Origin of the sequence: Saccharothrix coeruleofusca (genome assembly GCF_017876325.1) — a bacterium.
GTDB lineage: Bacteria > Actinomycetota > Actinomycetes > Mycobacteriales > Pseudonocardiaceae > Actinosynnema > Actinosynnema coeruleofuscum.
This window is the reverse complement of the sequence record NZ_JAGINV010000001.1, coordinates 4,088,624-4,115,449: the sequence shown is the minus strand read 5'-3', so window position 1 is coordinate 4,115,449 and position 26,826 is coordinate 4,088,624. Positions and strand designations below refer to the sequence as shown.

The window sequence follows — 26,826 nt, the reverse complement described above, 5'->3', positions numbered from 1 at the left end:
CCCACAGTGGAGCTGCTGGACGAGCCGGCCGTGCGCAACCATGAGAGTGGCCTCGTGCCGTGCTGGCGGGCGCAATCCGGCGGCGAGCGTCGTGGAGGCACCGAAGCGGGCGGACACGCCACGGATGCCGGGCCGGAGCAGCGGCGGACGAGCACCGGCGGGAAGCGGTTCCGGCGCAGGGGCACTCACCGCAACCAGCCGGGCGGTGACCGCCTGCCGGAATCGCGCGTGCTCGGCTGGGTCGGACGCACCCCGTATGGCAGCCTGGAGCAGCGGGGCCAGTCGACGGCCGCCGTTCAGCGGCTCGCGGTGGGCGCGTCCTGGTGTGGGGCCACCGGTGTCGTCGGATGTGGTTGCGGGCTCGGCTGGGCGGTGGACTCGGTCCTCGCCCCGAACCCGTCGGTGTGGACTGGTACGGGTTCCAGCGCGCTTTTGAAGTGCCTCAGCAAGGGGGCTTGCTCGGTGATGCGGTAGCCGGGCAGGCGGTCGGTGTTCCGGGCGATCCTGGCCAGGGTCCGGCCGACGTGCTCGATGTGGCTTTGGCTGTAGACCCGGCGTGGGATGGCCAGGCGGAGCAGTTCCCACGGCGCGCTGACCAGTGGGTTGCCGTGCTCGTCCTCCTTGCCCAGGTAGAGGGAGCCGCATTCGACGCCGCGGATGCCGCCTTCCAGGTACAGCGCGCAGGCCAGCGCGTGCCCCGGGAAGCGGTGCGGGGGGATGTGTGGCAGGAGCCGGCCTGCGTTGAGGTAGACCGCGTGCACACCCGGCGGCTCCACCACCGAAACGCCTGCCTCCCGCGCCAGTTGGGCGAGGTAGGCGGTCATGCCCGCTCTGGACCGTAGGTAGTCGGGGTCGGTGACTTCGAGCAGCCCCTGGGCGAGCATGTCCAGGTCGCGACCTGCCAGGCCGCCGTAGGTGGGGAAGCCTTCGGTGGCCACGAGCAGCAGTTCGCACCGCTGGGCCAGGTCGGGGTCCCGCAGGCCCAGGAAGCCGCCGGTGTTGACCAAGCCGTCCTTCTTCATGCTGGCCGTGCAGCCGTCGGCGAGCCGGAACGCCTGCTCGGCCACCTCGCGCGGGCTGTGGTCGCGGTAGCCGGGTTCGTTCCGGGTGACCAGCCACGCGTTCTCCGCGAAGCGCGCCGCGTCCAGGAACAGCGGCACCCCGTGCGCGCGGCACAGCCGGGCGGTTCCGGCGAGGTTGGCCATCGACACGGGCTGGCCGCCCATGCCGTTACTGGTGAGCGTCATGACGACCGCGGCCACCCGCGGGCCGTCCGGGCCGGTGAGGGTCCGGTGCAGCGCGTCCACATCGATGTCGCCCTTGAACGGGTGCGGGCTGTCCAGGTCCGCCGCCTCCCGGCACGGCAGGTCGCGAGCCTGTCCACCGGCCAGTTCGACGTTGGCGCGAGTGGTGTCGAAGTGCGTGTTCCCCAGGGTGATCTGCCCCGGTCCCAGCAGGGTGGAGAACAGGATGCGCTCGGCCGCCCGTCCCTGGTGCACCGGCAGGACGTGCGGGTAGGAGGTCAGGTCCCCGACGACTTGCCGGAACCGGTGGAACGAGCGGGCCCCGGCGTAGCTCTCGTCGCCCAGCATCGCCGCGGCCAGCTGCGCGGCGGACAGCGCCCCGGTGCCGGAGTCGGTCAGCAGGTCGATGGTCACCTCCTCGGCCCGCAGGTTGAACAGGTTGTGGTGCGCCCGTTCCAACGACCGCTCGCGTTGGGCGCGCGTGGTGAACGGGATCGGTTCCACGACCTTGGCGCGGAACGGCTCCATGATCGGCGCTTCGCCCATGCCCCTCACCTGCCCGACACCGCGTGGGGAACGCGCGTGCGGGGTGGCCGGACCTGGTTGGCCTCGGCGGACAGGTACGCGGTCAGCCGCTGGGCGCGCGGCGTGAACACCTGCGACAGGTAGGAGATCAACCCCACTCCGGCATCCAGCCGTCGTCGGGTCACCGCAGCCAGTGCCCGGTCCAGCACCGCAGGGTCGTGTCCTTGACGGTGCATCACCGCGACCGCGCGTGCGCGGGCTTCCCCATCGTGCTCGACGTAGTCCCGAATCGGGACGTGCACGGTGTACCCGTCAGGCGGTTCCGGCTCGGCGTCGACCAGCGAGTAGCACGAAACGAGAGGCCGCATCGCGAAAGGGCCCGGCCCGGCGACGGTGCGGCAGAACTCCTCGACCGCTGCTCCGCTGCTTCCCTGCACCGCGCTCGCCGCCCGCGCCGCGTCCTCGGGGCCACCGCCGTCGTGGGCGAAGTAGACCTTCACCCGCGGCCGGGACCACTGCCCCAGATCCAGCGCGAAGTACATCAGCCGACCTCCGTCGGCCACCGCGTCGCCGACCAGCGGGCGGGCGCGGTGGAAGCCCAACCGGGCCAACCCCTCCTCCACCAGCTCCGGGGCGCGCCCGGTGCCCTGTGCGCCGGGGTCGAGGTAGACCTTGAACGACGGCTCGCCGTGCGGGGTGAGCACGACCGCGCACCACAACCCGAACGCGCCCTGCGGTCGGTCGGGCAGGAACAGGTCCTCGATCAGCGCGAACCGCCGCAGGTCGAAGCCGTAGCGCTCAGCCAGCCCGTGCAGGACCCGTCGACCGACCGCGACGTTCTCGCGCACTCCCGGCGGTATCCCGTTCGGCTCGGCCAGCAGCCGCAGCTGCGGGGGCAGGCCCGGCTCGAACGAGAGCGAGTACTCGACGGGGGAGTGGTCGTCGGACACCTCCGAGTACCACCATCCCGGCGCGCGGACCGGTAGCGCGGCGGAAGGCCCGAGCATCGCGTCCCCGAGGTGCTCCAACTCCTCCCTCGGACCCGTCAGCCCCGCCGCCTCGGCCAAGGCGGCGAACTGCCCGCGGACGAGGGTTCCCAGGGAGTCGGAGTCCGGAGTGGAGCGATGACGGAAATCGATCGCGTCGAACACAGCGGAATCACCTGCCCCCGAATCATATCGCGACTCCAGGTAACCCACGCATCCCATGATCACGAAAGCGATTAGGCCCGTACGGGTGACGCATACCCCCCGATAGGGTTGTCGAACGCGGCTGTGATTTCTCGACCTCGCACTTGTCAACGTCGTCCTCGCCGGTCCGGCGACGTGGCGGTGCTCACCCAGGGGTCACCCGGTCGTTGCTGCCGTCGATGCGGTGGTCGGGCGGCCGCTGCTCGACCAGCAGCGGGGTTGCCGCGGCAGAGGTGATGTGCTCGACGTCGGCCACGACGGCTGACAGCGCCACCCCGCTCGATCCCGGCGACGCCGCCCCGACGCGACGGACCGATCGCCGTCGCGGGCATCCCGATGGGTGGTGGCGGGCTGTTCGCGCTGTGCCTGGCGGCGCGCAGGCACCGCACCCCGGAGCGGGAATTGGAGGTGCGGCGCGGCGAATTGCCCGGCCGACAGGTCGAGTCGGAGCAGCGGGACCGACCGCGGCACCATGTCGAAGATGTCGCCGAGGTGAACCGGAGGCACGCGGAGCAGGTCGTGGCCGACGGTCGACCAGCCGACCTCACTGGTCCCCACACGGTCGGAGCGCTCGATCCGAGGATCTGTCGAACACACACGGCGCTGGCCCGCAGTCGGTGGTGACGTCGAGTAGCGGACCGTGATCTTGAGGACCGCCCCGTCACCACCTCCCGCCACGCAGGTCACCTCCTGCTCGCCGAACACGACAACCCGCGCCCGGAGGATGCGACCCTGCTGGAGAAGATCACCGCGGCCTGCCCGGAGATGACCGCACTCGCCGACCTGAAGAATCGTGGGGCAAATGCACGGGTGCGCCGGATTCGACCTTCTCCGCCACCGCGTCCTCCGCGCCTGACAGGTGCTCAGCGTCACCACCGACTACGGGCCAGAGCCGCTTGTGCTCGGACAGACCCGATCGGCGACGTCGAGCCCGGCTCGGTGCACGACCCGACCGCCGCCCGCGAACAGGCCGCTTGGCGGACCGACTCGGCCGAGGACCTGGTCGCGGGCTCAGCGGATTCGCGCGAGGCGATGTCGGCGGATTCGGCTGAACTGGAGGATGTGGCACTCCGAGGGACCTGGATCGTCGCGCCGAACCAGGGGCTCGAATTCAGGGTGTTCCCGGTGACGACGAGCACCGGGGCGCCTGATCAGAGCGGTCGACCTCGCCAGGGGCATGACGTCCGGTGTTCGGCCCGTTCACCGGGTCCAGTCGATGCCCCACGACTCGATCGTCGGCTTCCACACGGGGGCGTCGCCGTGCAACGCGTTCGCGGTCCCCTCCAGCAACGCTGCGGTCGAAGGCCACGTGCCAGATCCCTCGAAACGGGGATTGGACTCGGGATCGAGCACGCCCACGGCACCGTGGCGGGAGCCCTCCCGCAGTTCCACCACGAGGTGACACCCGCTGCCGTCCACCGCGATCGGCAGCCAGGCCGGGCTCCAGCCCCAGAAGGCGTCCTCCTCGCCCTCCTCGACCTCCGACCAGTCCTCGTCGTCCTCGTCACTCATGTCGTCGACCTCGGCGGCCTGTCGGGCGGCCAGCTCCTCGGTGTTGCGCCGCCAGGTGTCGACCGCCGTGTCCAGCGGCAGCAGCGTCCAGCGCGACGGCACCAAGGAGCGGGGTGCACCGTCGTGGCGCAGCAGGGACTCCACCAGATCACGGGGGAACGCGTACCCGACGGCAACCTCCGCCGCGGCCAGTGCGGGCACCGCCGCCGGTGCGGGGAGCGGGATATCCGAGGCGTTGCTCCCCAACCACTTCTCGATGCGGTCCCACGAAGCGGCCACAGGTGCGCTCATGCCGGCCATCGTCGCACGAGGGTGGTGGGCGGTGACGCCGCCCACCACCGTGTTCAGGCGTTCCGCCCTCAAATGTCCATCTTCACCACGAACGGATCACCGTCGAGCACGCGGTGCACCTTGTAGAAGTCGGAGTTCATCCAGGTGCCCGACAGCTTGTTGTCATCCCCGTCGATCGGACGTGCCGAACCGCGCCACGCCCGCGTACCGCTGCTCGTCGACGTGTACGCGCCCTCCCTGGTCGAGGCGAACGGGTACTCGTCGCAGTTGTACTTCGCCGGCTCGTAGTCCACACCCCGGATGTCCTTGCACACATTGCCCGCGTAGGCGCGGTTGGACCCGCCAGGCGGTGGTCTGGCTGGTCGTCGGAGTCGACACGACCGAACAGGGGCGGGGTTGTGCCGCGTCGGCACGGCTTCGCCCAGCAGCGTCCAGCCCCTCGGGCCTATGAGCGGCAACCTGCCGCGGTGCGCCCCCGCGGGTAGCAGTCCGGCGGCCGGAACGTGGTCGGGATCGGCGGTGCGCGCGTCTCGTCGTTCAGACCATGCCCGAGGCGGCGAGCGGGTCGTAGCCGGGGGTGCGGAACAGCGACTGCAGCTGCCTGCGGCGCACGCCGACGTTGCTTCCCTCGATGATCGGGTAGGACAGGGCATCGACCAGGTGGCGGATGATGGGGTGGTTCTCGTCGTAGGCGGTGACGCCGATGATCTTGATGAGGTCGTTGACGACCTGGACACCGGTTTCGGAACCGAAGATCTTGCTGTGCAGGGCGAGTTCGGGCCCGCTGGGGTGCATGGACATGACGGCGTCGAGCGCGCGCCAGGCGAGCAGTCGGACGGCTTCGATCTTGCCCTTGGCGTCGGCGAGGACGTCGGACACGGCTTGGTGGTCGATGATCGGCACCGGTCCGCCGCGGGTCTCGGTGAGCGCGAAGCGGTAGGCGATGTCGAACGCCTGCCGCATGGCGGCGGTGGCGAAGATGCCGATCGACGCGCCGCTGGGGAAGAACGCGCCACGGGTCAGGGACACGCCCTGGCCCTCCGCTCCGAGCAGGTTGTCGCGCGGGACGCGCACGTCGACGAGTCGGACGCGGGTGGTGAGGCAGCCCTTGAGGCCGGGGAGATCGTAGTACTCCTCGACTTCGATGTGGCCTGCCAGGTGTTCGCGTTCGGCGACGACGAGGGAGACGCCGCCGGGGGTCCGGCAGACGATGGTCATGATGTCCGGGCCGTCGCCGTCCCAGCCGCAGAGGTGGGACGCCCATGCCTTGCGGCCGTTGACGACCCACTCGTCACCGTCGGGGATCGCGGTGGTGCGCGTTCCCCGACCGGGGCCCTCAGCGTCGAAGTTCGCGCTGCCTTCGGGCTCGCTGAAGGCCATGGCCGCCAGCGGTGCGCCGGAGCCTGCCAGGAAGGGGCGCACGAAGCGCTCGACCTGCTCCGGGGTGCCCACCTGGTAGACGGGCGCCAGCGCGATGAGCGGTCCGGCCATGGAGATGACGAAGTCCGGCATCTCGACCGCCCACTCCTCGATGAAGATGGCGGCGTCGACGCCACTGGCGGCGCTGCCGCCGAACGGCGCCGGGATGAGCCCCTTGAGGAACCCCGCGGCGACGGCGTCCTCGAACACCGGCCGCACCAGCAGCGCCCGCCTCCTGGGGTCGGGTTCCGCGCGCGTCGCCGAGGTCAGGCCCCGCAGCCGTTCCCGCGCGAAGGCGCGAGCCGCCGCTTTGAGCTGTTCCTGCTCAGGGGTGAGCAGGAAGGAAACGGTCATCGGCGCGATCCCTTACCGGTCGTGTGCGGCCATCGTCAGTCGGATCGTCGCACCGGTGCGAGGTGGTGCGAACCGCCCCGAGAACCCGCAGTGCCCGAAGTCCGGAGGCGGAACCGGCTCGACGGGAAATGGGCTCCGACTACCCGACCGCACGCGGGGCTACCCACGTGGTCCGCCGACGGTCGCGTTGTAACTCGCCCGCTCGTTGAGCATTTCGGGGTCGAAGCCCGCCGTGCGCTTGTAGCGCGCCGCGATTTCCGCGCGCTCGGCCAGCGGCAGCACCTGCTCGATGTCGGCGAACCCGTGGGGCGCCCGCTCGTGGGCGAGCTTGATGACCAGCTCCGGCCCCATTTCCCGGTTCGCCAGCTGGGTCGCCGCGGTCGGTGGCCTGCGTTCGGCCTCGTACGCCTCGCACGCCCGCACCGGGTCGCCAAGCCGGGCGAGTGCGTCGCTGAGCACGCGGGCGTCCAGCACGGCCTGCGAGGCGCCGTTGGAGCCGATCGGGTACATGGGGTGCGCCGCGTCGCCCAACAGGGTCACCCGCCCGTGGGTCCACTTGGGCAGGGGATCGCGATCGACCATCGGGTACTCGTACGCCACGTCCGCGTCGCGGATCGTGGCGGGGACGTCGAGCCAGTCGAATTGCCACTCCGCGAAGTGCGGCAGGAACTCGTCGACGTCGACGAGCCGGTTCCAGTCGCCGCGGGCCGCGGCGGAGCCGTCGACCGGGCGCTCGGCCACCCAGTTGATCTCCACGTCGCCGTTGTGGTCCGGCTCGGAGATCGGGTAGGCGACGAACTTCTGCTCGTGGTCGCCTGCCATGATCATCGACCGACCGCCGCGGAACGGCTTGCCCCTGGTGACGCCGCGCCACAGCACCAGGCCGTTCCACAGCGGCGCGGACTCGGCCGGGTACAGCCGCGCCCGGACCGCGGAGCGGATGCCGTCGGCGGCGATCAGCAGGTCGGCGGTCAGCCGCTCGGCGCCCAGCTCGACGACCACCTCGTCCGGGGTGGCGGCGAACCCGGTGAGGCGGCTGCCGGTGCGCACCGCGTCCGGTCCGAGGCGTTCGCGGACCGCGTCGAGCAGCGCCAGCTGGAGCCTGCCCCGGTGCACCGAGTACTGCGGCCACCGGTAGCCCGCGCCGAGCCCGCGGGGCTCGGACCAGATGAGCTGGCCGTGCCGGTTGAAGTAGGCGAGTTCGCCGGTCGGGACGCCGAGGCGGGTGACGCGGTCGGCGAGCCCCAGTTCGGTGAGCTCGCGGACGGCGTGCGGCAGCAGGTTGATGCCGACGCCGAGTGGTTGGATCGTTCTCACGGCTTCGACGACCAGGACGTCGTCGAAGCCCGCGGCGTGCAGGCTGAGCGCGGTGGTCAGTCCACCGATGCCGCCACCGGCGATGATGATTCGCATCTGCGCTCCTCAGCGTCCTAGCGAGTCGGTCCGTGCTGTTGGGCGAGTGCCTCCCGTGTGGTGCGCGCATGTCGTCGTGGCGGCGGAGCCGGGGGCGGAGACGACGAGCTCGCGCGCCGGGATGGGCGTGTCGTGCTGCTCCGCGAGCGGGATTCGCGGCACCCCGCGCAGGGCCACGGTGTTGACCGTGCCGAAGCCGCCATGCTGGATCACCGCCGAGCAGGTGAGGGCGAGCGTGTGCAGCGGGACGAACAAGACCATCTTAGCGTTGTCGGGCACGGTGTCGGGGTGCGCGGTTCGGTTCGGTTGCGGTGGTGACAGCCTCGCCCTCGACGTCCTCGGAGAACCCGAGGGGAGCCCGACGCCGAACCGCTGATGAAAAGGCTCACTGATCACTGGACCGGAGACAGGGACGAGCGCTTGGTCGGCACCGGATCGTCGCCGCTTCCTCGTGAACCGCAATCAGGCGGGTAACGCCGATTCGCGTAGTCGCGACGCGATCCTCGGTCGAGGATCGACAGGTCGGGAACTTCGAAGTCGTGTGCCCTGGCGTGCGGTTCACGTGCCGCCGGAGCAATCCCGACGTGGAGTTGTGCGTAATGCGCCAAGGGGAAATCGCGGGTTGCTCGCGGAGGGGACGACCGTGGGGCTGTTGAGCGGATTCGGGGGACGGCGCCCCGATTGGTACCGAGGGACCGAGCAGACACGTGGGTTGCACTTCCAGGGCGCGGTCGAGCTGGTGCGGTTGCTCGACCGGCTGACCCGGCGCCCCCGCTGGCCCAGGCGCGACCTGCCGCTGCCGATCGTCCACCTGAAGCACCCGGCCGGTGTGGCGAGCCCGGTGGACGCACTCGCCAACCGGCCCGCCACCACGCGCGGCAGCCGCGTCGCGTTCGCACGGGTCGACGGCGGGGGGAACGACCCGCGCGGTCTGCGCCCGGTGCTCGACGACGCCGTGGCCCAGCTCGCGGGCAAGGTCCGGGGCGTGTCCCCGCTCCGATTCCCGCACTACGCGCTGGTGGTCTGGCTGCTGGAGCTGAGGGTTCCGGCCGAGGTCGGGGCCGACGACGAGGAGCGGGCCATCGCCCACGAGTTCCGCAACCACCTGCGACACCGCATTCGGCTCGGTTCCGGTCCGACCGGCCAGGAGGTCCGGGCAACCGGCTGGGACATCGCTCAGGACTTCCCGTGGTGGATCCGGCTGGTGATCGCCCTGACGCCCAGGATCGGCCTCGCGTTGACCGCGATGCTGTGGCGACCGGCGACGTGGGTCGGGCAACAGCCGGTCGCCGGTCGTTCCGGGCTCGGGCTCTACCGGCTGGCGCGCGCCTTCGTGAAGGAGGAACCGGCCGACGCGCACCCGGACGACGTCCGCCACCTCCTCGTCCAGGCGTTCCTGGAGGACCTGCGCCGCTCCCACCGCCGGTGGACGCCGTGGGGAACCGGCAGGCGGCGGACCGGGCACCCGTGGCTGCTCGTCGAGGGTGTCGGCGACGCGACAGCGGGCGAGGAGCTGGTCGAGGCGATCGGTCGCGCTCGCAACACCGCGGCCGAGACCGTGTCGGGCAGGCGGTGGTGGCGGGTGGACCACCTGAGCCGACTGGACCCGCTCCTGGTGGTCACGGCGGGGGAGTGGAGCGGGCCGGAGGACGTCCGAGGGGTGCACCCGGCCGACGCACCCGCCGGTTACCGCGACTGGCTGGCCCTGCTGGCGCGCTCGGGGAACTGGGTGCTGCGGTTCGACGTGGACCCCCGCGTCCCCGCCCCCGGCGTCGCGGGCGCGCTCTCCCAGGTCGAGCCGCTGCGGCTGCGGCGGGCGGTGACCGCGCCGCTGGTGCTCACCCTGTTCGCGGCGTCCCTGGCGGGTGTCCCGTTGCTCAACCACGCCCGCTGCGACGTGTGGTGGTCGCCGTCGATGCGGTCGCCGCTGGTGCGCGTCGGCGCGGATTGCGTCGGGGTGTCGGCCGACCCCCTGCGTGACTTCGTCCCGGACGGCCTGCCCGCCGAGATCCGCGCCGACCTCGGCGACGTCTACGGCAGGATCATGGCGACCAACGCGAAGGCGGCCGCGAAACCCGACGTCGTCACCGTCGTCTTCCTCAGCATCCTGACACCCAGCACCGCCAACAGCTACCAGGCGCTGGTCGAGGAGCTGCGCGGCGTGTGGGTCGCCCAGAACACCAGCTCCATCCCGATCAAGGTGCTGCTGGCCAACGGCGGCGAAGGCCCCGGCGGGCAGGGGTTGGAGTTCGGCGGCATCGCCGCCGACAAGATCATCGCCCTGGCGGCGGACGATCCCAGCGTGGTGGCGGTGACCGGCCTGACGATCAGCACCAACAGCGCCAAGACCGCGATCAGGCGGCTCGGGGGCAACGCCCTGCCGGTCGTCGGGATACTGACCTCCGCCGACGACATGGCCGAGGTCAACGAGTACTATTACCAGGTCGGACCGAACAACCGCCGGGAAGCGCGCGTCGCGGCCTTCTACGCCGATCGCCACCTCGGGATCGGCAAGGTGTCGATCTTCTACTCGGGAGACCCGTCCGACCGGTACAGCCAGAACCTGGCCGAGGACGCCAACACCGCTTTCGCCGAACGCGGCATCGAGGTCACCCGATACGAGAAGTACCGGGTCACCACCGAGGACGGGGTGCCACCTTTCACCCTGGGGCAGAGCGCCTGCTCCGACGAACCGGGGCACGCGGTCTTCTACGCCGGGCGCGCCCAGTACCTGCCGGACTTCCTCCACGGCATGAACAGCAAGTGCCAGAGCAGCACGCCTCCGGTCATCTCCGGTGACTCCGGCAGCCGCTTCGTCCTCGACGGCAGGATGGCCGAGTTCCCCAACGTGCGACTGGACTACATGTCCTTCGCCAACCCGAGCGCGTGGACCGACTGCGCCAAGGTCCCGTTCTACAAGTACTACCTCGACGTGTTCGGTGGAACCTGCGCGACGATGCGCGATGGCCGCTCGGCCGCGGGCCACGACGCGGTGCAGGTCATCGCCGAAGGCGTGCGGCAGGTCCGGCGAACCGATCCGGAAGCGCCGGTGCGCCCCGGACTCCTGGCGGAGATCAGCAACATCCGCGCGGAGAACGCCATCCAGGGCGCGACGGGCGTCATCGGCTTCGGCACCAACTCCCGCGTTCCGGTCGACAAGGCCATCCTGGTGCTGCGTGGCAACGCGGACAGGAGTTCGACGCCGCTGCTGCTGTGCGGGGAACTGCCGTTCAGGACCGAGCTGATCGCAAGTCTCGTCCAGCCCTCCGACTGCCCGGAGGATCGCTGACGAATCCGGACAGCCGAAGCGCTGAGGTCCCCGGACCCCGCCCGCGAATCCGGCGACATCGGCGGCCACCCGCCGCCAGGATGGCCGGTGTGGAAGAGGTCGAAGTGGTCGTCGCCCACAGCCGGCGGGCGACGCTGCGCGTCGGTGACGTGTTCCTGAAGGTCGACGGCGACCCGGCGCACGCCGACGTCGAGGTGCGGGCGATGGCCATGGCGCCGGTGCCGACCCCGCCGATCCTCTGGCACGAACCGCCCGTGCTCGCGATCGCCGCCGTGCCCGGTGAGGCGCTCGGCGTACTCGGCGAGCCGTCGACCGCGTCGTGGGCGGCGTGGGCCGCGGCGGGTGCCGCCACGCGCAGGCTGCACGAGGCACCGTTGCCGCCGTGGCCGGGGCCCCGGCTGGAGGACGTGGCGGCGGAGCTCGACAGAGAGTGCGCGTGGCTGCTCGCCAACGACGTTCTGCCCGCTGAGGTGATCCGGCGCAACCGCGAGATCGCGCAGGCCGCGCTCCGGCCGTGGGAACCGGTGTTCATCCACGGCGGCCTGCAGATCACCCACGTGTTCGTCGACGGCGACGAGGTCACCGGCGTCATCGACTGGTCCGAGGCCGCTCCCGGCGACGCCATGTACGACCTCGCCGTCCTGACGCTCGGGCACGAGGAACGCCTGGACGACCTGCTCGCGGGCTACGGCGCGGGCGCGGACAGGGATGTGATCCGCGCCTGGTGGTCGTTGCGCGGCCTGGTGGCGTCGCGCTGGCTGATCGAGCACGGTTTCGACCCGGACGCGCCGGGGTGCGAGTTCGACGTGCTCAGGTCCCGGATGCGGGAGCCCTAGCCGGGACGGTGGGCGGCGGGCCCGCGGCACTTCGGTGGGCATCCGCTGTTAGCGCTAACGGGAGTTGGGTACTCACCCGGCAAGTCTTGTCGGTGGCGGAATACGTGCGCTACGGTGCCTGGGAGCGCTCCCAGTCGTGCTGACCCGGCACCTGGTGGCGCGCACCGGCACCCTGCTCGCAAGGAGGCGGAGCATGGCTTCACGTGCGCAGAAGCGGTCCGGGTCGCCATTCTTCCGGGCAAGACGCCACTCGGCCGCCGCGACGGCCGCCGACCTGCGCGTCTAGGAGCACCTCCGCTCGACTACTTCGGCGCACGTCGAACGCCATCGACGGGGCGCGATGCCGCATGGCTGTTGTTAGCGATAACAGGCGATTTCGCACCGCATCCCCCGTGAGAGGAACCCCATGCGAGAGCCCTTCGCGGCCAGGAAGAGCGCTTTCACCCGCTTACGGCGCCGAGCCGTCTGGGTGGTGCTGTTCTTGGGTCTTGGCACCGCGCTTCCGGCGCCTGCCGCGTCCACGGCCACCGTGGACGCCAACACCTCCCGCGTCATGGTCGAGCACGGCAGCGACGCCGACACCACGCCACCGACCGCGCCGTCGGACCCCCGCACCTCCAACCTGACGTGCACCGGGGTGACGCTGTCGTGGTCGGCGTCGACCGACAACGTCGCGGTGACCTCCTACGACGTCTACCACGACGGCCAGCACATGACCTCGGTGCCGGGCACGGCGCTGTCGGCCGACCTCACCGTCGTGCCGGGCGCCACCTGGGGCCTGTACGTCAACGCCCGCGACGCCGCGGGCAACGTCTCCCAGGCCAGCCCCACGGTGACCATCACCGTGCCGCAGTGCCAGGACGACACCGAGCCGCCCTCCACGCCCACCGATGTCACGGCGACCGCGTCGGGCACCACCGTCGCCCTGCGCTGGGCGCAGGCCACCGACAACATCGGCGTCGCGGGCTACGAGGTCCTGCGCGACGGCGTCCAGGTCGGCTCGACCAGCGGCGCCGCCGCGACCTCGTTCACCGACAGCGGCCTGGCCGCGAACACCCGTTACGAGTACCAGGTGCGGGCGCTTGACGCGCAGGCCAACCGCTCGGCCCCCAGCGAGGCGGTCGCGGTCACCACCGGCGACTCCTGCGCCACGGCGCTGTGCTCGGTCAGCACGGTCGCCACCGAGACCGACCTGCCGTGGGGCCTGGCCACCCTGCCCGACGGGCAGGTGCTCTACGGCCGCCGCGACACCTTCGAGATCGTCCGCCTCGACCCCGCGACCGGCACGCAGACCGTCATCGGGTCGGTGCCCGACGCGGCGGGCACCGACGGCGAGGGCGGGGTCCTGGGCATCGCCGTGGCCGAGGACTTCACCGCCGACCCCTGGCTGTACGTCATGCACACCACCGAGACCGACAACCGGGTGGTGCGCATCCACTACACCAATGACGCGCTCAGGGGCACCCCGGAGGTGCTGCTCACCGGCATCCCGCGCAACAAGTACCACAACGGCGGCCGACTGCGCTTCGGGCCCGACGGCAAGCTCTACATCGCCACCGGCGACGGCCAGAACGGCGACTACGCCCAGGACCTGGACAACCTGGCGGGCAAGGTCCTGCGCATCGACCGCGACGGCGCCATCCCCCCGGACAACCCCTTCGGCAACCCGGTGTGGAGCTACGGCCACCGCAACCCGCAGGGCCTGGCCTTCGACTCCCAGGGGCGGCTGTGGGAGCAGGAGTTCGGCAACTACCGCGTGGACGAGACCAACCTGATCGTCCGCGGCGGCAACTACGGCTGGCCCCTCTGCGAGGGCACCACCGGCAGCTGCGACGAACCCGGCTTCATCGCGCCCAAGCGCACCTACCCCGTCGCCGAGGGCTCGTGCAGCGGCATCGCCGTGGTGCGCGACGCCCTCTACATCGCCTGCCTGCGCGGGGCGCGGCTGTACCGGGTCGAGATCTCCGGTGACGAGCTGGGCGACGCCGAGCAGTACCTCAACGGCACCTACGGGCGGCTGCGCACCGTGGAGCCCTCCGCCGACGGTGGCCTGTGGTTGACCACCAGCACCCGCGGCGACAAGGACAGCATCGCGAACAACAGCAGGGAACGCATCCTCAAGGTCGAACTCGGACCGTGAACCGGTCGCGGGGCGGGCGACCGCCCCGCGACCTCCCCGACCACGGGAGGGAGCCGTCATGGCTGACCGCAGGACACGGCGTCGCCGCCGCGCGCGGGCGTTGACGGCGGTGGCGATCGTCATCGCGGGCGCCGCGCCCCCGGCGCCCGGCGCGCTCGCCGCCGCCGCGACGGCTTCGCCGTGCGCACCCGGAGCGGTCTACGGCCCGCCGCTGCCGACGCCGACGGTGGCTGCCGAGCTCGTCCGAGGCGGGTTCACCTTCCTCGAAGGCCCCGCGTGGGACCGGCGAACGGGCACCCTGCTGCTGTCCGACATGCAGAAACCCGCGGGCCCCCAAGGCGTTCAACCGTCGGCGGTGCTCCGGTACACCCCACCGGACACCTTCGAGACGCTCATCGCCCAGTCCGGCAGCAACGGCCTGGCGGTCACCGACGACGGCGCGCGCCTGCTCGCCGCCACCCACGACAACCGCACCGTCTCCTCCTACAGCCTGACCGACCGCACGCGCACGACCGTCGCGGCCGACCACCTCGGGCGCGCGTTCAACTCCCCGAACGACCTGACCATCGGCCCCGACGGCACCACCTACTTCACCGACCCGTCCTTCCAGCGCGGCAACCGCGCCGACGAGCAGGGCGGGCGGACCGGCGTGTTCCGCGTCCGCGACGGCTCGGTCGACCTCGTCGACGACACCCTGCGGCAGCCCAACGGCATCGTCCTGTCGCCCGACGGCACGACGCTCTACGTGGGGGCCTTCGGCAGCAACGCGATCGTGAAGTACACCGTCTCCCCGGACGGAACCCCCGGCAACCGCACGGCGTTCGCGAGCATCCGCACACCCGACGGCGCCACCACCGACTGCGCGGGCAACGTGTACTGGGCCTCCCACGACGAGGGACTGATCCACGTCTTCGCCCCGTCGGGGGAGCGGCTGGGCACCATCTCCGCGGGCCGCAACACCACCAACGCGGCCTTCGGCGGCCCTGACGGGCGGACCCTGTACATCACCTCCAGCGTCCCCGGTGGCGGGTTCGGCCTCTACCAGACGCGCCTCAACGTGCCGGGGAACCCCCACTGACGCAGCGACCACCGAGGCGATCCGAGGGCGGGTCGCCCGTGAGTCGAGCGTCGACCACGCGGGCATGAGGGCAACGCGCTGCCCCCGGTGCTGCCCGTCGGTCCCTGGTTCCTGCGACCGGGCACCGGTAGGCACTGGGGAGCTACCCGAGTGCGGCTCCAGGGAGGCCCCATGCACGCGCACGAGACCGAACGCGGCCGTCCCGAGCGTCCGGCCGCCGGACTGACCGCGAACGCGCGCTCCGGCCCGGAAGCCCGCCAGGACCAGGGCTCGTCCCAGCCGTCCGACCTGCTCGCCCTCCAGCGCCTGGTCGGCAACGCCGCCGTGGCCAGGATGATGACCGGGCACACCGAGCACCCGGTCCAGCGGTCGGCGGTGCACGACGTGGTGGGGTCCGGCGGCAGGCCGCTGGACGCGCCGGTGCGGGCCGAGATGGAGGCCAGGCTGGGCGCCGACTTCTCCGACGTCCGCGTGCACACCGACGCCGCCGCCCGGCGCTCCGCCTCCGAGCTGGGCGCGCACGCCTACACCTCGGGCAACCACGTGGTCATCGGCTCCGGCGGTGGCGACCGGCACACCCTGGCCCACGAGCTGACCCACGTCATCCAGCAGCGCAGCGGCCCGGTCCCGGCCACCCCGCAGAGCAGCGGCATCGCGGTGTCCGATCCCGGCGACCCGTTCGAGCGCGCCGCCGAGGCCAACGCCCGCCGCGTCATGGCGGGTGCCCCGCCCGAGGTGCGCCAGGCCGAGGAGTCGCACGTCGGGCACGGCCACCCGACCGTCCAGCGGCTGGCGATGACCGAGTTCGACGGGTTGCTGACCCAGCACGACCTGGCGGACGACCCGGACTTCATCGCGTTCTTCGAACTGCAACGCGGCCGGGCGAACCCCGACGCCGTCGTCAACTCCTTCGACCCCGCCGCGACGCCCCGGTTGCGGCAACTCGTGGAGGACCCCGCGGTCACGCGGGAGATGGTGGAGAGCTACATCCAGGACTACGCGAACCTCCCGGCCGGTCAACGGCAGCAGCCCGCGACCCTCGACAACGCCAACCTCACCGGCCTGGAGATGGAGATGGGCAACACGGTGCTGAGGGTGGAGTCCTGGATGGCCAACGGCGTCGAGATCGCCCGTTCCGTGCGCGACACCGCTGTCGGTCTGCCGGTGTTCAAGCTGGAGATCGAGGGCATGGACCGCGATCCCGACCGGCCGTCGCTCGAACTGATCTACGGCCCGCTGCCGACCGCCGACTACCGGAGCCCGGCGCTCATCGCCGCCAGGAACAAACTCCGGACCGCGTTGAGCAGGTCGGGCACGGTCAAGGAGATGATCGACCGCTACAACCAGTCGCTGGCCGGCCTCGCGGAACGGCGGTACCGGCTGAACGACAACCCGCCGCACTCCACGGCGCGGAAAGGGGTCACATCGCCCGCCAACTTCGTCACCCAGACCAACGTCTCGACCCCCTACGCCAAGGTGGGGCGCGAACCCGCGGCCAACCAGACTCCGCAGCAACAGCAGCGGGACTTCGTCAACTTCTTCGAGAACCCCGCCAACAACAACGACGCGCGGATGTACCGCCAAGCCAGGACCAGGGCGGCGGCGCTGGTCAACGACATCAACGACAACTGGCGGACCGCGCACCAGGCCGCCGGGCAGCTGCGGGCCGGGCCGAACCTGAACTCGATGCTCACCCACGTGCTGTTCCAGGAGGCCAAGTACCTCGTGCACGAGGTCAGCCGGACCGCGGTGGACCCGGCGAAGAAGCACCACTTCCACGTGATGCTGAAGTTGAGCCCCCAGGACGCGGCGATGACGATCATCTCCGACGACGACGCGAAACTGCTGCTGGCCTGGCTGGTCGCCACGCGGGCGACCCCCCTGGGGACCGCCGTGGAGACCACGTTCGCGGCGTCCAGGAGCCAGCAGCAGCCGACGGTGGACGCCCAGCCGATCTACGACTACCTGGTCGACGTGCTGGTGGCCCGGCTCGTGGCGGGGCGGCAGCTGCTGGACGACAGCCCGGACGCCACCATGGCCTCCCCGGTCTACGGCGCCAACCGGAAGCTGGGCGACGTGCGCCACGTCCACCCGCGGCCCAGCAACCGGGTGAAGGCCACGATGATCACGGTCAACGCCACCACGGGCACCCGCCGGTACTACTTCGTCGTCGAGCAGCGCTCGATGGCGCACCCCATCAACTCGAACGCGGCCACCAACCCCACCACGGCGGTGAGCCAGATCACCGACCTCCAAGCGATCTGACGGTCCCGTTCTCCGGACCACGGGGTTCTGCCCGAGCGGGCCGACCCCGTGGTCGCGGGGGCGTCAGTCGTCCGGGTAGCGCGCCGTCCACGCCTCGGTGGTCGGCGGGGTGGGGCCGAACTCGGCCGCCGCGTCGTCGGCCAGCCGCTCCACCACGTCGCGCAGTTCGAGCTGCGCCAACCACGTCGGGTCGATCGCCGCCTCCCCGTAGAGGGCGCCGACGATGTTGCCGCACACCGCGCCCGTGGAGTCGCTGTCGCCGTCGTGGTTCACCGACGCCAGCAGGGCCGCGCTCAGCGTGTCGGTCGTCAGCGCCGAGTACACCGCGATGGCCAGCGCCGACTCGCCCACCGCCCCGTCGCCCAGCGACGCGACGCGCTCCGGCGTGGGCGGACCCGCCAGCGCCTCCGCCGCGTCCAGCGCCGCGGAGGTCTCCTCGTGGTGCTCCCAGCGGACGAGCTGGGCCCGGCCGTCCGCCAGCGCCGAGCGGAGGTCCGCCCCGTGCAGGAGGCTGCGCACCATCACCGCCAGCACACCCGCCGGCAGGTAGCCGCTCGGGTGGCCGTGGGTGATGGCGGCCGACGCGGCGGCCACCGCGAAGACCTCGGCCGGGTCGTCGGACCACAGCGCGACTGGGGCCGCGCGCATCACGCCGCCGCAGCCCTTGGAGTTGTTCACCGGGTTCGCGACGGTCCCCGTCCGCCCCGTCGTGCCGTAGTCCTGGAGGGCGAAGAAGCACGTGGCGCCCGGTGCGCGACGCTTGAACAGCCCGCGCACGCCGATCAGCCAGCCGGTGGGGGAGTCGGTGGTGTCCCGAGGGCCGCGGGCCTTGGCCCACGGCGTGCCCTGGGTGTGCAGCCACCGCTGGTAGGCCATCTGCAGCGCGTGGACCACATCGCCCTTGCCGCCGCGCCGGGTCCGGGCGTGCGCCCGGATCAGCCCTTCCATCGTGAACAGGGTCATCTGGGTGTCGTCGGTGATCCGCCCGACGCCGTCCGACGCCGGGATCATGCCGGTGATCCCGGCGGGCCCCGCCAGCTCGCGGACCTGGTCCATCGGCTTGGACTCGATCGGCGCGCCCAGCGCGTCCGCGACCGCGCCCGCCAGCAGGCAACCGCGCCACCGGTTCCGGTCCAGCCACCGGTTCCCACCCTCGTGGCCCCCGGTCACCCGTTCCCGGCCGGGACCGGCCAGCAGCGCTTCCGGGGCGGCGGACGCGGGCGAGCGGGTGAGGAACTTCCGCCCCGCCGCGTCCACCCCGATGTGCAGCTCCACGCGCAGGGTGCGCACCGGGGGTGTTCCGGTCTCCCGCGCGTCGGCGGCGCGCTGGCGGCGCAGCAGCGCGGCCAGCGCCGCCAGGTCGGTGTCGTCGAGGAACTCGGTCACGACGTGGGGTACCTCTCCGTCCAGTAGCCCATGTTCAGCGGTGAAGACCGGTTGAAGTGCCGGTACGCGTCGGTCGCCACGTTCTCCACCAGGTACCGCAGCTCCAGCCGCTCCACCCACGGCAGGCCGGGGATGCCGTTGCGCGAGCCGATCAGCGCGCCGGCCAGCGCCCCGGTGAGCGCGGTGCGCCCGGAGTGGCCGACCGCGCGCCGCAGGGCGACCTCCGGCTGGTTCTCGTACCCGGCGATCGCGCTGAACGCGTGGCGCAGCACGGTCAGCGAGTCGTGCCCGGAGCCGAAGTCCTTGGGGTCGAGCACCTCCGGCAGGCCGAAGCGGGCGTAGTCGGGCAGCGCGTCCCGCACGCCGAGGTCCTTCAGGCCCGGCTCGGTCCCCGCCACCCACACCGTGGGCGGCAGGCGGAGCTTGGTCAGCATCCGGTCGAACACCTCGGCCAGGTACTCGGCCGCGTCGAGGTCCACGCCCGGCTGGTGGGTGACTCCGGCGATCAGCCGCGCGGTGGCCCCGGCGTTGTGCTCCACCGCGGGCACGCCCGTGGTCACCGCGGCGGGCAGGGCGGCCAGCAGCGCGGCCGAACCGGACCCGGTGCCCGGCCTGCCCATCGCCAGCTCGCGGATCGCGGCCAGCTCGTCGGGGTCGGGCAGGCTGTCGGCGTAGAGGTCGGGGACCTTCACCAGCCACCCGTCGACCTCCCCCGGCACGGTGTCGCCCTGCGTGTGCAGCCAGCGCAGCAGACCTCCGGTCGCGCCGGCCGCCAGGTCGGACCGGCCGCGGATCACGCCCTCGGTGAGGAACAGCAGCCGCTGGGTCAGCGGACCGATCCGCAGCGGCCCGTCGCCGCCGCCGCTGATGGCAAGCGCTTCCCCCAGCGCGAACCCCACGTACGCGCCGCTGATCCGCCGGAAGCCGTGGCGGTAGCCCTTCGGCGCGTCCGAGCAGTACTTGCCGCACCCGTCGACGATCGGCTCGATCCGGCCGTCGTCGCCGTACGCCGGTTGCAGGCCGTTCGAGGCGAGGTCGGTCGGCCAGCGGCTCGGGTCGCCGGTCTCGAACACCAACTTCTCCCACGACTGGCCGATGACGAGTCGCCGGATCTCGTCGTCGGTCAGCTCGAAACCGTTGATCCGCGCGTACAGAGCCGCGTGCGTGGGCGGCTCGGCGGGAGAACGCAGGCCCAGCTCCGCGGCGGTCTCCTCCACCAGCCGGGCAACCTCGGGACTGATCTCGAAGCGGGACTCCAGGACGTCCACGGGCGGCCGGACGCGGGGGAACTTCCGCAGCGCCGCCACCACGTCGGACACCAGGAACGGGTAGTGCTGCCCCGGTCCGTAGAAGCGCAGCGTCAGCTGCTGGGGCAGCTCGGCGACCAGCGTCGCGAGGTCGACCCGGCGCCACGCCGTGGTCATCGGGTCGAGCCAGCCCGTGGACGAGTACACCTCCAGCGACGGCGTGTCCGGTCCGACCCGCTGCCCGTGGTGCGGCACCAGCACCTCGACCTGCGTCAACCCGGTGAGCAGCCGCTCGCGGTCGAACCAGTCGACGTCGGCGAACAGCAGCATCCACTCCAGCTCGTTGACCGGCCTGCCGTAGCCGATGCGCAGCGGACCGCTGCGGTACCGCGGGTTCTCCCGCTCCGCGCCGCGGGTGCCGTCCGGCCCGACCCACCGCCACCCGCCGATCGCCAGCTCCGGCACGCCGAGGTGGCCCAGGCCGGACGCGGTGAACTCCGGGTCGATGAGCTCCTCCCAGTAGCCCTGGCCGGGCGTGCGGGCCGGGATGCTCACCCCGCCGGGACGGGGGCTCGGCTCGCGCAGCGCGCCGTCCGGCTCGCGCACCACCAGCCGGGGCGGGGGGAAGATCTGCTTGCCCGCGTCGCCGCCGTCCAGGAACGCCACCGAGTTGTACGGCACCGACCAGCCCTCGGGGACGCGGCGCACCTTCTCCCGCTCCACCCGCAGACGCGGCTCCCGCGCCCCCTGCACCGCGCTCAGCCACTGCTCGACCTTGGCGACCGCCTCCGCGGCTTCCACCCGGCTCAACCCTTCCCCGTCATGACCGCGCCACGGTGAACGACGGCGGTTCGCCCGCCGCCCGACGCGCCGCTTCGTCTTCCCACATCTTGAAGGTCCGCCTTCGGATCGACCGGACCAGTGCCAGCTCATCGTCGTCGATCGAGCGGCGGCCCTCGGCGCGCGCCCGCGCGTAGATCGCGTCGACCGTCTCGTACAGGGCGAAGACGGCGCCCTCACCGCGCAGCCTGCCGCGCTCCCGCTCGGTCTGCCAGATGAACTCCTCGCGGTCGAGCGGGGAGATCTCACCGGACGACGTGGCGAGCAGGACCTCGGCGACGGGCCGGTTGTCTGGCTCGAACTCGCCGGTCTCGGTGTTCAACCGGAAGCCGACCCAGTTGCCCGCCGGATCGGTGTCGAGGAGGAAGGGCGACCCGTAGTACTCGTAGTAGGCCGGGGTCCGCGCCATCACCGATCACCGCCCCCGGCGGTTCCTCGCGCCCGTGCGAAGGCTTCGCCGAACAGCCGCCTCTCGCGTGCCAGGATCGATCCGATCAAAGCCCGTTCCTCCCCGGTCATCGTACGACCGCGATCGTCGGCCAACGCCTGGAAGTCCCGGCGCACCTCGTACAGCGCGTGCTCGAAGTCCGCCACCTCGTCCATCGCGACGACGTGCAGGCGCAGCTCGGCGACGTGGGACGTGCCGTCGTCCAGCTCCAGCCGCACGCTGAGCTGCAGGTCGCGGTAGCCGCTGTCCTGGGGGTTGAGGAACCGGTCCCGGAACTTCACCACGCTCACGCCGGAGCCCTCCCGCGCGATCCGGTCGAGCAGCGCACCGAGGCCCGCGTAGGCGTCGGCGACCGTCTCGTACTGGATCTTCGAGCCCACCAGGTCGGTCAGCTTGGCGGCGTCACCCCGGTACTCGGCGATCTTGTCCGCCGCGCGCACCCGGCTCTTCTCGGTCTGCCGGGAGAAGGCGACGCCGCCACTGGCCTCCGCGACGGCGTGCGCGAGCGCGTGCAGCCTGTCCTGCTTGGTCCGCCAGTCCCGGTACAGCTCGTCCAAGTACTCCCGCTGGTACTCCGGGTCGTCCTTCCGCGCCGCGTCGAAGCCGTCCTGCACCAGCTCGGCCGGGTCGACCCGCCGAGCGAGGTCGCGGGCGCGATCGGACAGGGCCCGCTGCTCGGGTGTGAGCAGCGCCTGCTCGGGGGCGGGCTCGCCGTCGGACTCGTCGGCGGGCGCCCCCTGGTCGTTCTCCGGGGCTTCCCCGTGGTCGCGGACCTCGTCGACGCAGTCCAGCAGGACGTCGATCGCCTCCGGGTGCCGCAGCAGGTTCGCCAGCGTCTGCGGCCTGGCGAGCAGCGAGTCCTCCAGGAACGGCGTGTCCCGCAGGAGCCGGGCCAGCTCCGGGTGGCGCGGCAGCAGCGCGGCGATGGCCTCGCCGAGGTGCGCCTCCTCGCCGTCCACCGCGATCCTGGCGTCCGGGTCGCGGTGGCTGATGGCGTCGGCCACCCGCATCGCTTCTTGGACCCTCGGCTCGTGGAGGTAGCGGTTGACGTCCTCGCGGGTCGGGAGCGGTCGCTCGTCCGGTGCCGCCGTGCCGTAGCCGCTGTCGCCGGTGACACCGCCGGTGCTCTCGGTCCTCGCGTGCCGTTCGGCGACCTCGTCCAGGTCGTAGGGCAGCAGGTCGAGTTGGAGCGGCGGATGCGGAAGCCGCATCAGCGAACCGGTCTGCGGGTCGACGAACGCCACGCCCTCACCGGTGTGCACGACCTCCGCGACGTGGCCGTACTCCGCGCCGTCCGGCCCCCGGTACTTCACCGCGATCACGGCGCGGGAGTCCAGCGGCCGCTCGCGCATCGCGCGGATCACCTCGTCGTACCCGGCGTGGGACTGCCACTCGCCGCCCAGCCGGTCCCGCACGTAGTCCAGCGTGCCCATCTCGGCCATGTCCTCGGGACGCAGCGGCCCCGCCTCGACGTCCACCCCGGCCCGCCGCAGGGCGCTGGCGACGACACCGCGCGTGCAGTTGGTCTGGTAGCCCCGCTCGAACGCGTCCGCGTCGTGGAAGCGCGGGTTCACGCCCGCCAGGTGCGGGTGCCGCTCGGCGACGTACCCGGCTGCCTGGTTGGCGTTGGCCGTGTCGGCGTGGATCGCGGCTTCGGCGGGCGGGTTGGTGGCCCGTGCCAGCGGCGACCAGTCGTGGCCGCCGGTGGGCGCGGTGTGGGGGAGCGGACCGCCGGAGGCGTCCGCGCCCGCGTAGCCCTTGCCGCTGAGCCGGTCGGTGATGGCGCTGCTCTGGGACTGCGCTTCGCTGTCCTGTTGCTCGGTTCTGTCCGGCTGCGCGGTCTTGTCGGGTGCATCCGGCGTTTCCGGCGCCACCGGTCCGCCCAGGCGTTCGCGCAGCGACTTCTCGTAGGCCGCGTCGAACAGCGGCTTGGTGGCCCGGTTGGCGGCCCGCCGGTCGGCCATCTCGCGCTCGGCGGCGTCCCGGTCGAGGTAGCGGGGATCGCCGGGCAGGACCTCTTCGACGCGGATGACCACCTTCTGCCGGAGCGTCCCGCCGTGTTCGACCCGGACGACCTCCTTCTCGTGGGTGTACCACTGGGTGGCGGGCTTGGAGACCGCCTCGCGCTCGCCGTCGTTCTGGGACAGCTCGTGGATGTCGCGGGCGGTCTTGGCCTGGATGTGGATCTCGACGTCCTCGCCGAACCTCGACACGAAGTCCGGCGACTCCTTGATCGAAGCGCTGACCACGGTCGGCTCGACGGTCGTGCGGCCGGGCACGTACTGGTCGGCGATGAGCTTCGCGAGCGCGGGGTTCCCACCCACGTTGATGCCCCGCACCAGGTCGAGTTCGGCGGGCGGGAGCTCGTTGATCGCCGACACGATCGCCCGGATCTGGAGCTGGGCGGCGGCGAAGTTCCCGTCCTTGGCCTCCGGTCCGAGGCGGTGCGCGGTGTTCGCGGCGTCGAAGATGTCGTGCCCGGTGTAGGTGTACAGCGCGATCGCGCCCTCGTCGGAGAGTCCGCTGAGGGAGTCCGAGGCGTCGCGGTTGGCCAGCGCGTTGGACTGGATCTGCCTGCGTCGCTCGTCGCTCTTGATGGCCGCGAGCAGGGCGGCGTTGTCGGCGGCGGTGGCGCGGTGGTCCGGGTCGAACAGGTAGTCCTCGTCGGGCCCGGCCGTCCCGCTCTCAACCGGGTCCGGCTGCGGTCCGTCAGGCCCGGTGTCCTGCGGTGTCCGGTCGGCCTCGGGGTCGGGCACGGGGTCGGGCACGGGGTCGGGCAGGGCTTCCGGGGTGGCCTGCTCGGCCGCGTCCACCGGGCGCTGCTCGGCGTCCTGCGGGCGCTGCTCGGCGTCCTGCGGGCGCTGGTCGGCGTCCTGCGGGCGCGAGTTGGTGGCCTGCGCGTCATCCGTGGTCGGGCCACCGGCGGGCGCCGGGGGCTCCGTCGCGGGGCGGTCGGGGTGCGGTGGGTTGGTCGCGTGCGCCACCGTGTCGCCCGGCGCCACCCTCGCGGTCGGCGACCGGTCCGTGCGGGGCGGGCCATCGGTGGGTGCCGGTGACCGGCCCGCCACCGGCTGGTCGGTGCGCGGCGCACCACTGGCGGGCGCGACGGGGCGAGCCGTCGGTGGCCGATCCGCCGCGTTGCCCGCAGGGGGTGGGGCGACGCGCTGCGGGGGTTCCAGCGGCCCCCGCGTGCCGGGGACGGGGCGCTGCGGCTGCGGACCTCGCGGCGGCGGCGTCACCGGGCCGACCGGTCGGGCCGGGGGCTGCTGAGGTGCGTGGTGTCGCGGCGGCATTCCCTGCGGTCGGCCGGGTGGCGGCGCGGTGGGGAAGGCCGCGGGGGCGTTGGGCGGCGGGCCTTGCTGGGGGCGGGCCTGCGGAGTGCCGTGCGGTGGCGCCGCTTGGGGTGCGTGGTGTGGCGGCGGAGCGGTGAAGGGCCTTGGCGGCGCGTTGTGGAAGCCGCCGGGGTATGGGCGCTGCTGGGGCATGCCTTGCGGCGGAAGTGGTGGTGCGCCGGGGAAGTTGCCCTGGGCAGGCGGAGCGTGGAAGGGCGCGTTGTGCGCACCCTGCGGACGCGGGACGGCCTCGAAACCGCCGGGACGGGGTGCCTGCGGCGGCGCGGACTGGGGATTGGTGTGCTGGGGACCGCCGTGCTGTGGACCGCCGTGCTGTGGACCGCCGTACTGGGAGCCGCCGTACTGGGAGCCGCCGTGCTGAGGTGGCGTGCTCTGGAGTGGCGTGTTCTGGGGCGGCGTGTTCTGGGGCGGCGGCAGGTACGCCTGTGGTGGCGCGCCCATCGGGCCGCTCATCGGGCCACGCGGCGGAGGGGCCTGGTCGAAGCGCGGCGGCGGCCCGCCCGCCTGGTTCGAGGGCAGGCCGCCGTGCTGCGCGGGCGGACCGTCCTGGCGTGGCGGTGGCGCGGACTGCTCGAAGCGCGGCGGCGCGTACTGGCCCGACGTGCCCGCTGCCGAGAGGTTGCCCGCGCGTCCGGCGTCGGAGTGGTGGCCCTGCGGGCCGAAGCCGCCGTGCTGCGCGGGTGCGGGGGCCATCCCGTAACCCCCACCCTGGGGTGCCGCGGGCGCGCGTCCGTAACCACCGGACGAACCCGTTCCCGAGGACGCCGGGGCCGAACCGCCGGACGGAGCCGATGCGCCCGGCCCGGAGAACGCGGCCTGCGCGGTGGACGACGGGCTGGGGGAAGCCGGTGCTGCGGTCGCCTGCGCGGTGGAGGCCGGTGTGGTCGAAGTGGTGGACGCGGGTGCGTCCTGGTCGGCGGGCCGGTCCAGCGCGGGGGCGAGCGCCGAAGCCTGCGTCGTGGAGTCCGAAGTGGACCGGGACGCGGGTCGGTCCGGCACTTCCGGTGCGCTCGGCGCGTCCGCGTCGCCTGCCCCGCTCACGTCGTCCGAGGACGGTGTGCTGATGCGGTTCGGCGGGTCCGTCGTGCCACCCGTCGCACGATCGACCGCACCGCTGGACGCGCCCATCAGCACGTCCTTCGCGGACAGCTGGTCGAGGTTCCCGGTCGCGGCCGCCTCGCCGACAGTGGTGACCGCGCCCTCCACCGCGCCACGGGTGGCGGCGCGCACGGCGCTGTCGACGGCCTCCCCGCCCACGCTGCCGGACAGCCCGCGGGTCGCGCCCCCCGGCACGGCGTTGGACGCCGCGCCGACCACCCCTTCGACGGCGCCGCCCACGGCGGCGTCCTTGGTCTTGTCCCAGTCCCACGACTTGCGGTCGCCGCTGGCCACCTGCAGGGCCTGGATGCCCGCGTCCAGCGCGACACCGGCCGCGACGTTGGTCGCCACCTCGCGCAGCACCCGCTGGAGGACCTGCTGCGCGACCTTCTTGAAGCCCTGCTGCGCGAGCTTCTGCAGCAGCTGCCGGAAGATCATCTGCACGGTCATCCGGGTCGCGATCTGCGCCGGGACGATGCCCGCGGTCGACGCGCCGAACGTCACCGCCGCGGACGCGATCATCGCCGCGATCGAGATCGCCAGCATGATCAGCGACGCGATGATCAGGTACTTGGTGTACTCGACGTCGAGCGCGGTCGCGTCGCAGGCGTCACCCAGCGCCCGGCACGCCTCGGTGAGCGAGGTGAAGTACGCCTCGTCGCCGTCGACGTACCCGCGCCACGCCCGCTCGAACGCCGCCGCGCTCTCGCCGGTCCACACGCCGATGACGGACGACGCGCCCTGGTCCGCCGTCGAGCTGACGTCCGGGATCGCCTCCGCCGCGCGGTGCCAGGCGTCCCGCAGGTCGCGCAGCAGGTCCTCGTCGCCTTCCGGCCAGCTCTCGCCGACGACGATGGGCAGCAGCCACTTGACCTCGTCGGGTATCTCCATCCCCACG

Annotated in this window: 17 protein-coding genes; 5 read left to right on the top strand and 12 right to left on the bottom strand. The window is 72.4% G+C overall.

From position 1 onward, the window contains the following. Window positions 1-296: 296 nt before the first annotated feature. The 8 genes from JOF41_RS18280 to JOF41_RS18250 all read right to left on the bottom strand — a co-directional run bounded on the left by JOF41_RS18280 (window position 297) and on the right by JOF41_RS18250 (window position 8,227). Complete coding sequence (locus JOF41_RS18280; protein WP_372448487.1) at window positions 297-1,790, bottom strand: tryptophanase; 1,494 nt, start codon at window positions 1,788-1,790, stop codon at window positions 297-299. A 5-nt stretch (window positions 1,791-1,795) separates the two neighbouring features. After that, window positions 1,796-2,920 (bottom strand): tryptophan dimethylallyltransferase family protein, encoded by a 1,125-nt coding sequence (locus JOF41_RS18275; protein WP_209620655.1) that lies wholly within the window; start codon window positions 2,918-2,920, stop codon window positions 1,796-1,798. A 184-nt stretch (window positions 2,921-3,104) separates the two neighbouring features. Next, entirely contained in the window at window positions 3,105-3,233 is a 129-nt protein-coding gene (locus tag JOF41_RS37850; protein ID WP_268248799.1) for a hypothetical protein, read from the bottom strand. A 926-nt stretch (window positions 3,234-4,159) separates the two neighbouring features. Then, window positions 4,160-4,762: an SMI1/KNR4 family protein gene (locus tag JOF41_RS18270; RefSeq protein ID WP_209620652.1), complete on the bottom strand. Its 603-nt coding sequence runs from the start codon at window positions 4,760-4,762 to the stop codon at window positions 4,160-4,162. 68 nt (window positions 4,763-4,830) lie between these two features. Further along, window positions 4,831-5,415: a NucA/NucB deoxyribonuclease domain-containing protein gene (locus tag JOF41_RS37190; RefSeq protein ID WP_244989623.1), complete on the bottom strand. Its 585-nt coding sequence runs from the start codon at window positions 5,413-5,415 to the stop codon at window positions 4,831-4,833. Then, complete coding sequence (locus JOF41_RS18260) at window positions 5,300-6,535, bottom strand: acyl-CoA dehydrogenase family protein (RefSeq protein ID WP_209620646.1); 1,236 nt, start codon at window positions 6,533-6,535, stop codon at window positions 5,300-5,302. Before JOF41_RS18260 ends, JOF41_RS37190 begins: the two co-directional genes overlap by 116 nt. Window positions 6,536-6,694: 159 nt before the next feature. Continuing rightward, complete coding sequence (locus tag JOF41_RS18255) at window positions 6,695-7,948, bottom strand: flavin-dependent oxidoreductase (RefSeq protein WP_209620642.1); 1,254 nt, start codon at window positions 7,946-7,948, stop codon at window positions 6,695-6,697. Window positions 7,949-7,957: 9 nt separating this feature from the next. Then, window positions 7,958-8,227, bottom strand: a complete 270-nt coding sequence (locus JOF41_RS18250) for a nucleotide disphospho-sugar-binding domain-containing protein (protein WP_209620639.1) — start codon at window positions 8,225-8,227, stop codon at window positions 7,958-7,960. A gap of 433 nt (window positions 8,228-8,660) precedes the next feature. Here JOF41_RS18250 and JOF41_RS18245 point away from each other — a divergent pair, with 433 nt between their 5' ends. The 5 genes from JOF41_RS18245 to JOF41_RS18225 all read left to right on the top strand — a co-directional run bounded on the left by JOF41_RS18245 (window position 8,661) and on the right by JOF41_RS18225 (window position 17,556). Further along, window positions 8,661-11,237, top strand: coding sequence for an ABC transporter substrate-binding protein (locus JOF41_RS18245; RefSeq protein ID WP_209620636.1), 2,577 nt, complete (start codon window positions 8,661-8,663; stop codon window positions 11,235-11,237). Window positions 11,238-11,317: 80 nt separating this feature from the next. Then, window positions 11,318-12,073 carry a phosphotransferase family protein gene (locus tag JOF41_RS18240; RefSeq protein WP_372448486.1) on the top strand — a complete coding sequence of 252 codons (756 nt, stop codon included), beginning with the start codon at window positions 11,318-11,320 and terminating at the stop codon, window positions 12,071-12,073. 406 nt (window positions 12,074-12,479) lie between these two features. Then, window positions 12,480-14,213, top strand: coding sequence for a PQQ-dependent sugar dehydrogenase (locus JOF41_RS18235; RefSeq protein ID WP_209620630.1), 1,734 nt, complete (start codon window positions 12,480-12,482; stop codon window positions 14,211-14,213). A gap of 58 nt (window positions 14,214-14,271) precedes the next feature. Next, entirely contained in the window at window positions 14,272-15,291 is a 1,020-nt protein-coding gene (locus tag JOF41_RS18230; protein WP_209620627.1) for an SMP-30/gluconolactonase/LRE family protein, read from the top strand. Window positions 15,292-15,462: 171 nt separating this feature from the next. Then, the gene (locus tag JOF41_RS18225; RefSeq protein ID WP_209620625.1) at window positions 15,463-17,556 is read left to right on the top strand and encodes an eCIS core domain-containing protein; all 2,094 of its coding nucleotides are present in this window, start codon (window positions 15,463-15,465) and stop codon (window positions 17,554-17,556) included. A gap of 63 nt (window positions 17,557-17,619) precedes the next feature. Here JOF41_RS18225 and JOF41_RS18220 read toward each other — a convergent pair whose 3' ends face one another. The 4 genes from JOF41_RS18220 to JOF41_RS18205 are packed head-to-tail and all read right to left on the bottom strand — an operon-like array spanning window position 17,620 to window position 26,819. Further along, window positions 17,620-18,942 (bottom strand): ADP-ribosylglycohydrolase family protein, encoded by a 1,323-nt coding sequence (locus tag JOF41_RS18220; protein ID WP_209624667.1) that lies wholly within the window; start codon window positions 18,940-18,942, stop codon window positions 17,620-17,622. Further along, the gene (locus tag JOF41_RS18215; RefSeq protein WP_209620622.1) at window positions 18,939-20,990 is read right to left on the bottom strand and encodes a YrhB domain-containing protein; all 2,052 of its coding nucleotides are present in this window, start codon (window positions 20,988-20,990) and stop codon (window positions 18,939-18,941) included. Before JOF41_RS18215 ends, JOF41_RS18220 begins: the two co-directional genes overlap by 4 nt. 19 nt (window positions 20,991-21,009) lie before the next feature. Continuing rightward, window positions 21,010-21,438 carry a hypothetical protein gene (locus tag JOF41_RS18210; RefSeq protein WP_189225057.1) on the bottom strand — a complete coding sequence of 143 codons (429 nt, stop codon included), beginning with the start codon at window positions 21,436-21,438 and terminating at the stop codon, window positions 21,010-21,012. Next, entirely contained in the window at window positions 21,438-26,819 is a 5,382-nt protein-coding gene (locus JOF41_RS18205; RefSeq protein ID WP_244991284.1) for a WXG100-like domain-containing protein, read from the bottom strand. The genes JOF41_RS18210 and JOF41_RS18205 overlap by 1 nt, the downstream gene beginning before the upstream one ends. Between the last annotated feature and the right edge of the window lie 7 nt (window positions 26,820-26,826).

Bases quoted from the DNA above. Each gene is read 5' to 3' on its own strand.
- JOF41_RS18280 (WP_372448487.1), bottom strand. From the start codon at position 1,790: ATGGGCGAAGCGCCGATCATGGAGCCGTTCCGCGCCAAGGTCGTGGAA.
- JOF41_RS18270 (WP_209620652.1), bottom strand. From the start codon at position 4,762: ATGAGCGCACCTGTGGCCGCTTCGTGGGACCGCATCGAGAAGTGGTTG.
- JOF41_RS37190 (WP_244989623.1), bottom strand. From the start codon at position 5,415: ATGCCCTGTCCTACCCGATCATCGAGGGAAGCAACGTCGGCGTGCGCC.
- JOF41_RS18260 (WP_209620646.1), bottom strand. From the start codon at position 6,535: ATGACCGTTTCCTTCCTGCTCACCCCTGAGCAGGAACAGCTCAAAGCG.
- JOF41_RS18255 (WP_209620642.1), bottom strand. From the start codon at position 7,948: ATGCGAATCATCATCGCCGGTGGCGGCATCGGTGGACTGACCACCGCG.
- JOF41_RS18240 (WP_372448486.1), top strand. From the start codon at position 11,318: ATGGCCGGTGTGGAAGAGGTCGAAGTGGTCGTCGCCCACAGCCGGCGG.
- JOF41_RS18235 (WP_209620630.1), top strand. From the start codon at position 12,480: ATGCGAGAGCCCTTCGCGGCCAGGAAGAGCGCTTTCACCCGCTTACGG.
- JOF41_RS18230 (WP_209620627.1), top strand. From the start codon at position 14,272: ATGGCTGACCGCAGGACACGGCGTCGCCGCCGCGCGCGGGCGTTGACG.
- JOF41_RS18225 (WP_209620625.1), top strand. From the start codon at position 15,463: ATGCACGCGCACGAGACCGAACGCGGCCGTCCCGAGCGTCCGGCCGCC.
- JOF41_RS18210 (WP_189225057.1), bottom strand. From the start codon at position 21,438: ATGGCGCGGACCCCGGCCTACTACGAGTACTACGGGTCGCCCTTCCTC.
- JOF41_RS18205 (WP_244991284.1), bottom strand. From the start codon at position 26,819: ATGGAGATACCCGACGAGGTCAAGTGGCTGCTGCCCATCGTCGTCGGC.